Source organism: Novipirellula rosea (assembly GCF_039541335.1).
GTDB lineage: Bacteria > Planctomycetota > Planctomycetia > Pirellulales > Pirellulaceae > Novipirellula > Novipirellula rosea.
This window is the reverse complement of sequence record NZ_BAABGA010000050.1, coordinates 38,756-54,490: the sequence shown is the minus strand read 5'-3', so window position 1 is coordinate 54,490 and position 15,735 is coordinate 38,756. Positions and strand designations below refer to the sequence as shown.

Here is a 15,735-nt window from a genome sequence, read left to right as displayed (position 1 = left end):
GCATTGGAAACTAGCTGCGCAGCACCAGCACGGGGCAATGGGCAAGTCGGACGACACGTTCGGCCACCGAGCCGAGAAGGATGTGTTTGACAAAACCATAACCGTGCGAAGGAATCACGATCAAATCCGCTTTTTCGCTTTCCGCAAACTGCGTGATCTCGCGGCCTGCATCCCCGACCACGGCATGAATTGTGATCGACGCCCCTGTGGCGTCTGGCAACCGTTCGCGAAGACTGTTTTTCACATGTTCGATCCGCGACTTGTCCGTCACCGTGCCGTACAGGTTACCGTACTCCATCGCCGGCAACGTAGGCAGCACGTGAATCACGTCGACCGAGCCCCCTTCGTCAACGATCTGCAGCGCCTTGTCGACGGCATCCAATGACAAGTCACTGAAATCGACCGGCGCGACGATCCGTTTTGCTTTTAGTCCAGACATGTTGTGGGCTCCACGATGTGCAATGGAAAGGGAATGGCAACGCCGAATGTTGATCGCGATTTCGACGAATCGGCGTGATCAAGTATTTGCAAACGTATTTGCAAACGCTGGGCCGAGGCAAAATGCTCCGATTCTCGCTGACCTAACAAGGCGAAGCGCGACAAATGAAACCGTTTCCAGCGACAACGCGTGACGATCTGCACAGATAAAGTTCGCTCGTCGACTCAAATCGGTTCCGCACACCCCTAAAAGTGGCAAGGAACATTCTTTGCTTTGGAATCTCGACGCTCCATCCCGCTTCGAGATTTTTGCCTGAGGTAAGGTTCGATGATCCGATTGACCCGTGTGATCGCGTTGGCACTCTGTTTCCTGCCCACTGCCGTGAGCTTGGCGGAGGACGCCCGAAACGACTTCGTTCAGCAGGTACGATTCGATGTGTTTGTTCGTAGCGATCACCAATCGACCAAACGCGTTTTGGACTACGTCGAATCGTTAAAGCGGCGCGAGAGCGGGTTGGATATTCGCGTTCACGATCTGATCAAAGATCGCAGCCAACTTCCCTACCTTATTGAAGTCAGCAAAGCGGCCGGACGAGCGCAGCCGGTGTTGCCCGCCTTTCACTGCTGTCAACGTACTTATTTTGGTTTTGTCAGCGAGGACCGGAGCGGTCCCGAGATTGAAGCGTTGTTTACAGCGGATGTTTACACCCGAGCGACCTGTTCCCGCTGTAAAAAGCTGAAGGCATTTCTGCCGAGTTTGCAAAAACGATGGCCCGCCATCCGTTTTCGTATCTATGAAGTCGACGATGATTCGAGTGCTCGTGCCCGCTGGGAAGCATTGTGTCGTGGCAGCGGGGTGCCGCCGGGTTTACCCACGATTGATTTTGCCCGCCGTGTGATCATTGGTTATCAAGGAGATGATGTCACGGGAGCTCAACTTGAATCGCTGATCCAGCAGGTTTCTGGCGATTCATCATCCCGTCCCAAGGCTGAGGATCACTCGCGTTGGCACTCGGGGCAGGATCCCGTCGTCAGCTTGGTGTCGATTACGCCGAGGCCCGCGATGACGATCCGCCCCCTGCTGGCACAGCAGGCCTCAGGCGATGCCGAGACGCTCGATGTACTGGATCTGCCGGGCGAGGCCGATGTTTCCGAGGTTGGCGAAATTGAGATCGAACCCGAGATCCTTGGCAGTGAAACGAGCGAGGAGGCGATCGAGGTTCCATTTTGGGGGCGATTGCAGGTCGATGAGTTAGGTCTGCCGCTGTTCACGTTGCTGATAGGGCTGATCGATGGTTTCAATCCATGTGCGATGTGGATCTTGGTTTTTTTATTGTCCGTGCTGGTGAACATCAAAGACCGCAAAAAAATTGTGATCATTGCAGGGACCTTTGTGGTGGTAAGCGGGTTGGCCTACTTCGCGTTTATGGCTGCATGGTTGAACTTGTTCATTTTGGTCGGCATCATACGTCCGGTGCAGATTGTCTTGGGCGGCTTGGCGTTATTCATTGGAGGCGTCAATGTGAAAGATTTTTTTGCGTTCAAAAAAGGGATATCCTTATCGATTCCTGAGCGTCACAAACCGGGGCTGTATCGACGTGTGCGTGAAATTGTGGCCGCGAAATACTTAACGGTGGCTTTAAGCGGTGCGGTTGCTTTGGCGGTGATTGTCAACATGATCGAATTGCTCTGTACCGCCGGCTTGCCGGCGTTATACACGCAAATTTTAACGCTGCAAAATCTTCCGGCTTGGGGAAATTACTTGTACCTCGGGCTGTACATCGTCGCCTATATGTTTGACGATGCCCTGCTGGTCGCGATCGTGGTCACCACGCTGTCGCATCGCAAATTGCAAGAACGCGAAGGTCGATGGCTGAAACTGATCAGCGGAGTGGTGATCCTATTGCTCGGGTTAATCATGCTTTTTCGCCCACAGTGGTTGCAGCTTAGTGCGGTTTAAGGGCACGTCAGGCGATCGCGATTCCTGAGAAAACAAAAGGAGCGGTCGAGGCATTTCGCACCGACGCTGCGTCGGGCGTCCATCTCGGTGTAGAATCAGCGATCATGCAGATCTTCGATTCCCTATCCCAGCAATCTTGGTTCATCACATTCATTCCACCCTTGGTGGTGTTGATTGAACTGTTGGCCATCTTCTCGGCGTTTCACGCGTTGCGGCATGTTCGTACGTCGCAGGCGGCGGTGGCCTGGGTGATTGGCTTGGTGACGATTCCGTTTCTTGTCTTGCCGATGTACTGGGTTTTCGCGCGGCATCGTTTCGAGGGATACCGGGAAGCGATCCGCGCCGTCGGCGAGCGGCATGTGCAATCGGTCGCCTCGGTGCGTCGTGAACTTGTCACTGATGCCAACGTTCGCACCACCACCCTGGACACGTCGCTTGAGTACTTGGCAGACGTCTTGGATACACCGCTGTGTGACGGCAACACGTTTGATTTGTTGATTGATGGAGCCGCGTTCTTTGAATCGCTGCTGCAGCGGATCGATGCAGCCGAACACTATGTGTATTTAGAGTTCTATATTCTTCGCGATGATGAGATCGGAAGCCAACTCGCCGACGCGCTGTTACGGTGTGTCAAGCGGGGCGTGGTCGTGCGGTTGTTGTACGACGAAGTGGGATGTCTGCGATTGCCGGGTAGGTATATCAGGCGATTGGTCGCTGCGGGCATTGATGTGCGAGCGTTTAATACGCGGCAAGGGTTTGTGAATCGATTCCAAATCAATTTTCGTAACCACCGCAAGTTGGTCGTGATTGATGGCGCGACCGCGTGGGTGGGCGGATTGAACGTCGGTGATGAGTACCTTGGTAAGAACTCCAAAAACCTACGCTGGCGAGACACCGCGGTTGCGATTCGAGGCAGTCTGGCTCGCAAAGTCCAAGCGGTATTCGCTGGCGACTACTATTGGGCTGCACGAACGGATTTGCCCGAAGCGATCTGGCACAGCGAGCCTGATACTCCATCACACTCCGGACTCGCTGCGGTTTGTGCGACCGGCCCCGCCGATCAACGGCCCCGCGCGACGATGATGTTTGCGTCTGCCGCCGCCACGGCAAAACGCCGTTTATGGATCAGCACTCCGTATCTCGTTCCCGATGACGCTCTGGTCGTGGCGTTGTCGATGGCACGCGCCCGCGGCGTTGATGTTCGCTTGTTGATTCCCTCGATAGCCGACCAATGGGCGGTCTTTTTGGCGGGTTACTATTACGAACAACAATTGGCCGAAATCGGAATTCCCGTCTACCGTTTTCCCGAGGGATTTCTACATCAGAAATGTGTCCTGGTCGATGACGACTTAGTGTTGATCGGTTCGACCAATTTTGACAACCGATCGCTGTACTTAAATTTTGAGTTGATGGTCGCGATCGCGGAACCCAAGCTGATCGCCGACGTCGCGGAGATGTTGGAGCAAGACTTCGCTGAATCGTCTCGTAGCAACGCCTCGGGCGAATCGCTGCGTCCCCTCTTCGCACGCGTGGGGACCGCAATCGCACGTTTGTTCAGTCCCGTACTGTAGCCCGTTCCACTAACAACCTCGATGGCATTGGTCTGTTGCCACGAACGCGATTGAGTGTCGAACTGTCGCAGCGCACCGCGGCGTGACGGCCCATTGTTTGCACCCTATTTCCAGTGCTCGGTAACCCACCGAAACACTCTTCTCTTCTTCGAATAGGTTGCATTTCAATGACTACGAAAACTTCGGTCCAACCTCTCCTCACGGATCGGATTCGTGATGCGGTCCAACAAGCGATCCAAGCACCTTCGAATCACAACACGCAGCCCTGGTTATTTCGAATACGCAATGACGGGGTCGAGCTGATTGCCGATAAACAAAGAGCATGTCGCGTCGTCGACCCCGACGATCGCGAGCTGTATATCAGTTGCGGTGCGGCACTGTACCAACTGCGACTCGCAATGAAGGCGGATGGGTTGGCGACTTTGGTAACGATATTGCCATCCCATTCGGATCCTGATTTGGTGGCGCGGGTGCTCGTCGCTGGTTCGCACATTCCATCCAGTGATGAACAGACGCTGTTGGATGCCATCCCCCAACGTCGTACCAATCGGTTTCCGTTTGAGTCTCGCGAGGTCGATCCTGGATTGCAGGTGGAATGGATGAGCGATGTTCGGTCCGAACATGCTTGGATCCATTACTTTCAAACGGACCAGCAGAAACATGCGGTCGCGGATCTCGTTTCCGAAGGGGATCGGCTTCAGGCCAGTGATCGGCATTTCCGTCGCGAGCTTGCTAAGTGGGTTCACTCGAATCAAAGTTCACGTCGCGATGGGCTTCCCGGCTATACACATGGAGTCAGCGATTTTGCATCAAACTTTGATAGCTTTCTTGTTCGCACGTTTGATTGGGGCGACGGAAAAGCGGCAAAAGATCGTCAACTCGCCCAGGGATCGCCGCTGTTGGCCGTGATTGGGACCCGCACCGACACGATGGCCGATTGGATTGCCAGTGGGCAGGCGCTTGCAAAAATGTTGTTGCGAGCGGCGTCGTGGTCGGTTGACGCATCGTTTTTGAACCAGCCGATCGAAGTCGAGACGCTGCGAACGAAGTTGATGGATTTGACGGGAAATGAGGGAGTGCCACAAATCTTGTTGCGATTGGGATACGGAAGCGAAGTCAAGCCGACACCGCGACGCCCGCTGGACGAAGTCATTCTCGAGCAAGAATGAGCGGACGTGTCATCGGAGACCTTCGGTTTTCGGAACGGAAGGTCTCCGGCACGAAGTTTGCCTCGTCATTCTTGTGATGGGATGGAGTCCACACTTTCTACTCTTTTCGGGATTGGCCAATCATGGCGTCGGAACTTACCTGCTGTTATTTGGGGATGGAACTTAATTCACCGGTGATCGTCGGGTCTTGTCCCCTGACGATGGAACTCGAAACGGTACGTCAATTGGTCGATGCGGGGGCCGGTGCGATTGTCTTGCCGTCGATGTTACAAGAGCAAATCGTGCATGCTCAATGGATGCAAACCAGCCCCGCACATGCGATCCAGCGTAGCGGATACCAACCTCAGCAAGACAAATACAACGGTGGCACCAAGAGATATTTGAAGACGATCGAAGCCTTGAGAGCCAGCGAATCAGTTCCCATTATCGCCAGTATGGATGGACTCGCTGACGGAGATTGGATTGACTATGCAAAAGAAATTGAGGCGAGTGGAGCCAGTGCATTGGAATTCAATTGGCATCCCACGATCTCTAGCCCCAATGAGTCGGCCGAGGAGATTGAAGAACGGGTGTGCGTATTCGTACGACGTTTGTGTGCAACTGTGTCAATTCCGGTCGCTGTAAAATTGAGTCAACGTTATACAAACTTGGCTTCGATGGCTCACAAATTACAAAATGCGGGGGCGGATGGCGTGATTTTATTTACGCATCTGCCCCAGTGGGATGTTTCGGTCGACCGTATGCACTGGACGATCCGTTGGGAATTATCCCCGATCCATTCGCTCGGAGTGATTCTCGAAGGAATTGTGCGAACCCGAGCTGGCGAGATCGACCTTCAAATTGCGGCGAGCGGTGGAGTGCGAACTGCCGAGGATGCGATCAAGACCATGATCGCCGGTGCGGATGTGGTGATGGTGACGTCCGAAGTCTACCGCGAAGGACCTGATGCGATTCGCAACATCGTCCAAGGTATTTCAAAATTCTTGGACACCGGACCCTACGAATCCCTCGCCGATTTTCTGCATTCCCGACCTGGCGTCAAATTGGGGCCCGAGCATCTGATGAGGTTACAGTTTACCGATCCACTGACTCGCTCGGAGCACTATTTTGATCCGACGCCGGTCGTGGCAAGCGAAACCGGTGATGTGTTCGGACATAAACACTCGTGAATCTCAATTGCGGAGATGTTCAGATGAAAAAGATTTTGTTAGCGACCGATGGCTCACCTCACGCCGAGGACGCGACTTGGTTCTTGGCTCATTTGCCACACGGGGACAAAGTGGAGATCACGGTGTTATCGGTGCTGCATGTGCCCACCGCGGGTAGCGTTACCGGATTGGGCGATTGGGTCGACACGATTATGGAGCGAGAGCGTCAACGCGCCATCGACACGTTTGCCAAGATTGAATTGATGTTCGACGGCGCTAACGTGAAATTGAAACATGTCATCCAAGAGGGGCACGTCAGCGAGAGTATTGTTTCGGTTGCCCAACGGGAAAAGTCCGACTTTCTTGTTCTCGGGGCGCGTGGCCATTCGCAAGTCGAGCGGTTGATGTTGGGCAGTACGAGCGACTACGTTGCCACGCATGCGAATTGTAGCGTCTTGGTGGTCCGGCCCACGGGGATCCGCCGGGCCAATCATCCGATCCGAATCGCGATCGCGTACGAAGAAACGGGCTCGGCCGAAGCGGCACTTGAAGAGATCGCCGAGGTGCGCTGGGGGGCAGAGCCCGATCTGCGGATCGTGTCCGCCTTGTTCGCCGGAGGCATCGACGAAGCCGAAAGACGCAAATCGACCGAACGTGCCGCTGACAAAGCAGCCGATCGGTTGCGCAGCACCGCAGCCCACGTTCGTGTCGAATCGATTGTGCACGATCACATTGGCGAAGGATTGGTCCGTTATCTCGAAGAAAACGAGTGTGACATGGTGGTCGTGGGTGAAACACCTCGCACGCGGTTGGGGCGAGTTTTGATGGGAAGCACGTCGCGTTTCGTCTTACGGCACGCGCCCTGCAGCGTTTGGATTACCCGAAATCGAATGCTTCAGGGGTATCCCAAAAAGACGCCGCACGCGGAAACGGCGTCGACATGATTCCTGACTCACCCGTTTGCCGCATGCTTGTAACCCTCACCTGGATCGATGGCCGCTACCGATGTGAACTTGGTCGAATCGTTGCATCATCGCGATGCGTTTCCCGACTCCAGTGCGGCCGTTGAATTTCATGAGACCCACATTTCGTGGGTCTTTCTTGTGGGTGACTACGCATACAAAATCAAAAAGCCGGTCAAAACGGAGTTTCTTGATTACAGCACACTCGAAAAACGCCAACGGCTGTGTCGGGAAGAACTGCGTCTGGACAGCCGCTTTGCTGACGACCTGTATTTGGATGTCGTGCCAATCTGCATCGTCGATGGAAAGCTCCGGGTGGAAAGCATAGGAGAGCCAGTAGAGTATGCCGTCAAAATGCGTCGCTTCCCCAGCGATGCCTTGCTAAGTGAACGGCTAAAAGCAGGCAGATTGACGTTGCACGAGGTGTCGCAATTAAGTGAGTCGATTGCCGATTTTCATCAGTCTGCCGCACGCTGTGAACATGCAGATGCAATGAGTTGGCCTGGTTTCGTGTTTGACAATATGAGATCGATGCTGCGGCAACTAAAGCAAGCATGCTCCGCTCAGACGGTGATCGCGATTTACGCGGTCGAGCAATGGTCCGAATCGGTGATCCGTAAATATGGACATCAATTCACCCAGCGTGCCGAAGATGGGTTTATTCGCGAATGTCATGGCGATTTGCATCTGGAAAACGTCGTGAATTGGCAGGGCCGATTCATCCCATTCGACGGGATCGAATTTAATCCGCGGATGCGATGGATCGATGTGATGAATGACGCTGCATTTTTGATGATGGATTTCGCGGCTCGCGGGCACCTCGAACTCGGTCGCAGTTTCGCGAATCATTACCTCCAGCGGACTGGTGATTATCAGTCGCTGCGCACGCTTCGCTGGTTTGTTGTTTACCGAGCGATTGTTCGCGGTTTGGTCGCGTCGATCCGCGCAGCACAGTCCGATGCGTCCCCAGAGGAACGCGACGAAGCAAAAGCGGATTGCCGAAGCCATATTGCTCTGGCCCACCAATTTACAACCGAGGAATCACCCTCACTGTGGATCACTCACGGTGTGAGCGGCAGCGGTAAAACGACCCAAAGTGAACGGATCGTTCAGCAATACGACTGCTTCCGGATTCGCAGTGATGTCGAACGCAAACGCATGTTTGGGCTGCAGCCAACGGATCGTTCATCGCGAAGTGATCTTTACAGCGATAAATCGACCGCGGCGACCTACGAACAATTACAACGTCTCGCACAGAAAATTTTGCGAGCGGGTTATTCCGTGATCGTGGATGCCACGTTCCTCCAGCATTCACAGCGATCGCGGTTTCGAGAGTTAGCAACTCGCGAATCCGCGGCGTTTGCAATCTTAGATTGTCACGCCGACACTGAAACGCTGCATCAGCGAGTGGCGAATCGGGGGCGCAGCAACGGAGATGCGTCGGACGCAGATAATACGGTGTTGCAGCACCAGTTGGCGACCCGCCAGCCGCTGACACCCGAGGAACGCCAATGCGTCGTCCAGCGGCCGTGATTCGAATTGACCGCGCAGAACGAACAGGTTACCGCGTCATGAAATAGTAGGCTGCTGCAATCACCAGGATCGCAATCAGGATCAGCGGGTAGGTCAGACCGACCACGGCAAAGGGAGCACCAGGTGCTTTTTTGCCGAGCGGTTGATCCTTGGAATGAATGGAATCGTTCACGTTTTCCGTAACAGACTTATCTTCGTGATTCATGAGCTGACCTTCAGTTGTACGTCGTTGCCAATGGTTGCCAATGCAGCATTGCGAATGCAGCCCGTTTCCTCGAAACGGTACCGTCAGTGCATCGCATATCGCGTGCCGCGGAACGGCAGATCACACGCGTAGTGCAGGCTGCCAGCCTGCGGCCGATTCCGTCACAGGCAAGCTGCCTGTGTTACAGCACGGCTCCTGCACGTTCATTGACCATCGTGGTTTCTGGTCGTGCAGTTTCGCCGTTCCTTTGACTCCCACTGGGGCTCGCTCTCTGCTACGACAACAACGTGATAGAGTCATCCAGCGGCGACTGCGTTTCAAAGTCGCCTTCTTCCATCGCTTCGTCGACGGCATCCAGATTGACCATCATAGGTCTCGGGATTGAATCGTTCGTAGTAGAGGATGGTGCGTTCAGGGATTCCGGTGGCGGGTCCCCCAATAAGGTGTCGACTGCATCGCGGTTCGCTACCGAGTTTGATTCATCGCTGATTGCCGTCGTGGGCAACAAAGGGGACAGCGATTGAGAGGTCACACCGGTTGCAGCTGTGTTGCTGCTGACACGGTTGAGTTGATTGATCACCCGCAGGGCATCGAGAGCCGTGACTCGGTTGTCGCGATTGACATCCAGGAACATGGGAATGATCTGTTCGCCTTCGCCGCCACCCGTGCGGCTGAGCGAATTGATCACCAACAAAGCATCCAGCGCCGTGGTCTCGCCGCTGGCGTTGGTATCAGTGGGTTGCAGAATGTTGGTCGGCGGAGCATTGGAAAGCGTGCCAGGACCCGCGGACGAACGGATCGCAAAAATACGGTCTTCCAATTGAGGTTCGAACACAATGGCGTATACGCCGCCGGCTTCAAGCGACGCCGTGGCGACGGTGCCAATCATGTTGCTGACGATCAGGGTGTCAGTGTCGAAAATCAGAATCGTTTCGCTTAGCGAAGCGGTGCCCACGGGGGTGACGGTGACGACAGTATCCGTCAACGCCTGGAACAAAATCGCGGTCGTCGTGCCGTCAGCCGGGATAGGTTGCCCGCCTTCGACTTGGCGTGGGATGACCACGCGGGGAACGGTCGGCGGACGGTCATCGTCAAGGATCGTGCCATCGGCGATCGCGTTCACGATCGTTGCATCGTCCGAGGCGTTGCGGAGAGTCACTCGGAAGCCTTCGTTCTTTTCGATCGTGTTATCGCCCGTGACATTGACCGTCAAAGTTTTCGTCGATTGGCCTCGGGCAAACACGACCGTGCCGCTTGGGAACTCGCCGTTTTCAAAATCATTGGCAGTCGCGGGATTGTTGCCCGTGCCGGTAATCTCATAGTCGACGCTGGTGACACTATTGGAATCACCCTCGCGGGTGACCGTAAAGGTGAACGGAGTGAGGCCCAAATTGCCTTCGGCCTTAATCGCATCCTCTGCAGCGATCGACAACGTCGCCGGATCGAAGTTTCCGTTCAGATCGGATTCGAATGCCCCAATGTCAACCGCGAGGCCTTGAGGTCGTGGAACGCCGCGTTGGTCGACGCCGAATCCCACCCCGACACCTGCGTTGAGTGCTGGACTGCCCTCCAACAACGCGATCGTTTGCGTCGTTCCGCCGTTATTACTCAACATATCCAGCCTCGCATCGACATCGATAATATCCGAGGCCAAGGTGCTGAGGAACGTGATCCCCGACGAGTCGCCGATCAGATTATTTCCACCGCTGAGCAGTGCCGCAGAAACGTCCGGGCCTGAGTCGGCATTGTTGTTGGCCACGAGCGTGTTGATGATGGTAAGCGATCCGTCCAACGTGTGGATCCCGCCGCCGGTGACGGCGGTATTGCCGGCGATGGTGACGCTTCCGAGGGAAACGCTGGCTCCCTCGCTCGCAATTCCGCCACCATGGTTGGTTGCGGTGTTGGCGGCAATCGTCGAGTTTGAAATTGTGATGTCTCCACTCGTGCCATCATTGAAAATGCCGCCTCCGTCCCCCGACGTGTTTGCTGAAACAGTGGACTGAGTGATGTTCAGTGTTCCTGAGGCACTGTTCCAGAGTCCGCCACCTTCGTTGCTGGCGAAATTAGCGGAGATGGTGCTGGTGAAGATCGAAACGGTGCCAGCGCCAGTGATATGCAGTCCACCGCCATTTCCGGGGGCGGACCCTGCAGTATTGCTGTTGAGTTGCACCCCGCTGAGCACGATCGAGATGCCTGTGTTGTCTTCGATACCCCCGCCCGCACGCTGGGCCGAGTTCGAAACGATGGTTGTTCCTAAGATCGTCATCTCACCGCCAAGGTTCAAAATGCCGCCGCCACTGCCGTTGGCGCCATTGGCAACGTTATTGCGAACCGAGCCGCCCGTGATGATGACCGTTCCGCCATTATTAAAGATCCCGCCGCCGCCATCGTCCGCCGCGTCACCCGATGCGGTGTTGCCGTCGATGACCGTGCCGTCGATCGTCATTGTTCCGGTGTCGTTCCACAAACCACCCCCTTCGCGAGCCGCGGAATTGCCGGTGATTTCACCGCCAACGAACGAGACATTACCGGCCCCGGTGACATGCAGTCCGCCGCCGTTACCGGGGCTCGCTACGGCGCCGCTGCCGACGCCGGCGCTGTTGTCACTTAGTGTCACGCCCGTCAAATCGATGCCACCCTCGCTACCCGAGGCGTCTTCGATCCCGCCGCCGGCGCGGTTGGCGATGTTACCGGTGATGCTCGCACCACTAATCGTGATCGTCCCATCGGTCGCATTAAAAATCCCGCCGCCACTGCCGCTGGCGCCATCAGCCACGTTGTTGCTGATCACTGTCGAGCTGCCGGTGATCGTAACGGTGCCGCCGTTATTAAAGATCCCGCCGCCGCCATCGTCGGCCGCGTCACCCGATGCGGTGTTGCCATCGATCACCGCGTCATCGATCGTCATCAATCCGCTACCGTTCCACAGCCCTCCTCCCTCGAGTGCCGCGGTGTTGCCCGATATCGTGCCGCCGCTGATCGAGATATTGGCGGCACCCGTTACATGTAGCCCGCCACCGTTACCGGGGTTGGCTACGGCGCCGTTGCCGACGCCGGCGCTGTTGTTACTCAAATCCACACCAGTCAAGCTGATTCCACCATCGATGCCCGAGGCATCTTCGATTCCACCGCCGGCGCGGTTGGCTGTATTTCCGGTGATACTCGCACCGCTGATCGTGATCGTCCCGCCGGTGGCATTAAAAATCCCGCCGCCACTGCCGCTGGCGCCATCAGCCACGTTGTTGCTGATCACTGTCGAGCTGCCGGTGATCGTAACGGTGCCGCCGTTATTAAAGATCCCGCCGCCGCCATCGTCCGCCGCGTCACCCGATGCGGTGTTGCCATCGATCACCGCGTCATCGATCGTCATCAATCCGCTACCGTTCCACAGCCCGCCTCCCTCGAGTGCCGCGGTGTTGCCGGAGATCGTGCCTCCGCTGATCGAGATATTGGCGGCACCCGTTACATGTAGCCCGCCACCGTTACCGGGGTTGGCTACGGCGCCGTCACCGACGCCGGCGCTGTTGTTACTCAAATCCACACCAGTCAAGCTGATTCCACCATCGATGCCCGAGGCATCTTCGATTCCACCGCCGGCGCGGTTGGCTGTATTTCCCGTGATACTCGCACCACTAATCGTGATCGTCCCATCGGTCGCATTAAAAATTCCGCCGCCACTGCCGTTGGTTCCATCGGCCACGTTATTGCTGATCACTGTCGAGCTGCCGGTGATCGTAACAGTGCCGCCATTATTAAAGATTCCTCCGCCGCCATCATCCGCCGCGTCGCCCGATGCGGTGTTGCCATCGATCACCGCGTCATCGATCGTCATTAATCCGCTGCCGTTCCACAGCCCGCCTCCTTCGAGTGCCGCGGTGTTGCCGGAGATCGTGCCGCCGCTGATTGAGATATTGGCGGCCCCCGTTACATGCAGTCCGCCGCCGTTACCGGGGTTGGCTACGGCGCCGCTGCCGACGCCGGCGCTGTTGTCACTTAGTGTCACGCCCGTCAAATCGATGCCACCCTCGCTACCCGAGGCGTCTTCGATTCCGCCGCCGGCGCGGTTGGCTGTATTTCCCGTGATACTCGCACCACTAATCGTGATCGTCCCGTCGGTGGCATTAAAAATCCCGCCGCCACTGCCGCTGACGCCATCGGCCACGTTGTTGCTGATCACTGTCGAGCTGCCGGTGATCGTAACGGTGCCGCCGTTATTAAAGATCCCGCCGCCGCCATCGTCGGCCGCGTCACCCGAGGCGGTGTTGCCATCGATCACCGCGTCATCGATCGTCATCAATCCGCTGCCATTCCACAGCCCGCCTCCTTCGAGTGCCGCGGTGTTGCCGGAGATCGTGCCGCCGCTGATTGAGATATTGGCGGCCCCCGTTACATGCAGTCCGCCACCGTTACCGGGGTTGGCTACGGTGCCGCTGCCGACGCCGGCACTGTTGTCACTCAAATCCACACCAGACAAGCTGATTCCACCATCGACCCCTGAGGCGTCTTCGATCCCGCCGCCGGCACGGTTGGCTTTATTTCCCGTGATACTCGCACCACTAATCGTGATCGTACCGCCGGTGGCATTAAAAATCCCGCCGCCACTGCCGCTGACGCCATCGGCCACGTTGTTGCTGATCACTGTCGAGCTGCCGGTGATGGTAACGTTGCCGCCGTTATTAAAGATTCCGCCGCCGCCATCGTCCGCCGCGTCGCCCGATGCGGTGTTGCCATCGATCACCGCATCATCGATTGTCATCGTTCCGCTGCCGTTCCACAGCCCTCCTCCCTCGAGTGCCGCGGTGTTGCCGGAGATCGTGCCGCCGCTGATCGAGATATTGGCGGCACCCGTTACATGCAGTCCGCCACCGTTACCGGGGTTGGCTATGACGCCGTTGCCGACGCCGGCGCTGTTGTCACTCAAATCCACACCGGTCAAGCTGATTCCACCATCGACCCCTGAGGCGTCTTCGATTCCGCCGCCAGCCCGGTTGGCTGCATTTCCCGTGATACTCGCACCACTAATCGTGATCGTCCCGCCGGTGGCATTAAAAATCCCGCCGCCACTGCCGCTGGCGCCATCAGCCACGTTGTTGCTGATGACTGTCGAGCTGCCGGTGATCGTAACGTTGCCGCCATTATTAAAGATCCCGCCGCCGCCATCGTCCGCCGCGTCACCCGATGCGGTGTTGCCATCGATCACCGTGCCGTCGATTGTCATCGCTCCGCTACCGTTCCACAGCCCGCCTCCTTCGGCCGCTGCGGTGTTGCCGGAGACCGTGCCGCCGCTGATCGAGACATTGCCGGCCCCCGACACATGCAATCCGCCACCGTTACCGGGGTTGGCGAACCCGTCGGGACCCACCAAGTTGTTCGCCAGCGTGACGTTGGATAAAAGGAGCGAGCCCTCAATCATCTCGATGCCACCGCCAGCGCGATGCGTCGCGTTTTGATCGATCGAAGTACCGGTGATGGTCACTTCGCCATTGACGCTTAGTAAACCACCCCCGCTGCCGCTAGTACCGTCCGCAAAGTTCTGTTCAATCGAGCCACCGGCGATCAATAGCGTTCCGCCATCATTGAAGATGCCGCCACCACCCTGATCAGCATCGTTGCCACTGGCCGAATTCAATTCGACTTTCACATTGGATAGCGTTAACGTTCCGCTGGCGCTGTTCCAAAGACCACCCCCTTCGGCCGCGGCGGTGTTGCCCGTAACGGTTCCCCCACTAATCGACACATCGCCGGCACCACTGATATGCAGTCCGCCTCCGTTGCCAGGATTGGCGGTGGCGCCGTTGCCGACACCCGCACTGTTGTTGCTAAGGCTGATTCCGCTCAGTGCGACGCTTCCATCCAGACCCGAGGCGTCTTCGATACCGCCGCCGGCTCGGTTGGCAACGTTTCCTGAAATCGTCGAGTTCGCGATTGCGAGTGTGCCACCACTCGCGTTAAATATCGCCCCGCCACTGCCTGCGACTCCCGACGCTGTGTTTCCACTCAGTATGGAATTGGCGATGTTCAAGGTTCCGCCATCATTGAAGATCCCGCCGCCCCCTTCGCTTGCAGCATCACCGGTCGCGGTGTTGCCCGACAACGTAACCGAATCGAGTGAGAGTGATTGACCGGGAGCAACATAAATCGCTCCGCCTACGGCCGCGACACCGTTAAGCAACGTCAATCCTTGGATGAAAACCTCGTTGCTGATCTCGGGGTCCGCGTTCGCATCGATCGAGAAAAGTTGTGACGCGTTATCGCCACTGATCGTGATCTCGGTGGCGTCCACCAACGAAATGGCTAGCGAGTCGGTAATCGACAATTCGCTGCCGAGCGTGATGGTCGACAAGCCTGGAATGAATGAAATCGAATCGATGATTCCTGGTCCTGCGTCACCTGCGATCGTATCGGAGTTGATGACCGCGTTTGCATTGGCCGCTTGAATCGCCTCACGCAAACTCAGCACGCCGTCCTCGGCCACCACATCACTTGCCGTACTCACGATGTAGCTTGCCAGTACGCGGCGGTCTTCAAGCCGCTCTGCTAACAGTCGTCGCATCCGAGATCGTTTTACCGTGGGCTTCGCTTTTCGTTTTCGGCCAGTTCTGTCTTGGTTGCGTGATGGAAAGCCAAGCATGATGATCTCCAGGATGGGGGCGTGAGTTCAGCGTGGATCGTCTGCGTTTCATCTCTATTAGAGTGGGGAAAGTCGGACGCTGCATCTCCGTTTTTAGAAGGATTGCATTGGAATCGAA

9 protein-coding genes are annotated in these 15,735 nt (G+C 56.6%); 6 read left to right on the top strand and 3 right to left on the bottom strand.

Annotated features, from left to right (window positions below; genetic code table 11):
* Positions 1-10 precede the first annotated feature (10 nt).
* Positions 11-439, bottom strand: a complete 429-nt coding sequence (locus ABD971_RS20490) for a universal stress protein (protein WP_339942563.1) — start codon at positions 437-439, stop codon at positions 11-13.
* Positions 440-766: 327 nt separating this feature from the next.
* Between ABD971_RS20490 and ABD971_RS20485 the strand changes: the two genes are divergently transcribed.
* The 6 genes from ABD971_RS20485 to ABD971_RS20460 all read left to right on the top strand — a co-directional run bounded on the left by ABD971_RS20485 (position 767) and on the right by ABD971_RS20460 (position 8,781).
* Positions 767-2,398, top strand: a complete 1,632-nt coding sequence (locus ABD971_RS20485; protein WP_345325125.1) for a hypothetical protein — start codon at positions 767-769, stop codon at positions 2,396-2,398.
* Between the two features lie 104 nt (positions 2,399-2,502).
* A complete protein-coding gene (gene cls, locus ABD971_RS20480) occupies positions 2,503-3,969 on the top strand; it encodes a cardiolipin synthase (RefSeq protein WP_345325123.1) in 1,467 nt (488 codons plus the stop codon).
* A gap of 167 nt (positions 3,970-4,136) precedes the next feature.
* Positions 4,137-5,138, top strand: coding sequence for an Acg family FMN-binding oxidoreductase (locus ABD971_RS20475; protein ID WP_345325121.1), 1,002 nt, complete (start codon positions 4,137-4,139; stop codon positions 5,136-5,138).
* A 122-nt stretch (positions 5,139-5,260) separates the two neighbouring features.
* Positions 5,261-6,307, top strand: coding sequence for a dihydroorotate dehydrogenase-like protein (locus ABD971_RS20470; protein ID WP_345325119.1), 1,047 nt, complete (start codon positions 5,261-5,263; stop codon positions 6,305-6,307).
* A gap of 23 nt (positions 6,308-6,330) precedes the next feature.
* Positions 6,331-7,230, top strand: coding sequence for a universal stress protein (locus ABD971_RS20465; protein ID WP_345325117.1), 900 nt, complete (start codon positions 6,331-6,333; stop codon positions 7,228-7,230).
* Positions 7,231-7,278: 48 nt separating this feature from the next.
* Complete coding sequence (locus tag ABD971_RS20460; RefSeq protein ID WP_345325115.1) at positions 7,279-8,781, top strand: bifunctional aminoglycoside phosphotransferase/ATP-binding protein; 1,503 nt, start codon at positions 7,279-7,281, stop codon at positions 8,779-8,781.
* Positions 8,782-8,809: 28 nt separating this feature from the next.
* Here ABD971_RS20460 and ABD971_RS20455 read toward each other — a convergent pair whose 3' ends face one another.
* Both ABD971_RS20455 and ABD971_RS20450 read right to left on the bottom strand, forming a co-directional pair.
* Positions 8,810-8,986, bottom strand: coding sequence for a hypothetical protein (locus tag ABD971_RS20455; RefSeq protein WP_339942570.1), 177 nt, complete (start codon positions 8,984-8,986; stop codon positions 8,810-8,812).
* Positions 8,987-9,260: 274 nt separating this feature from the next.
* On the bottom strand, positions 9,261-15,539 hold the full coding sequence (locus ABD971_RS20450; RefSeq protein WP_345325112.1) for a choice-of-anchor Q domain-containing protein: 6,279 nt from the start codon (positions 15,537-15,539) through the stop codon (positions 9,261-9,263).
* Between the last annotated feature and the right edge of the window lie 196 nt (positions 15,540-15,735).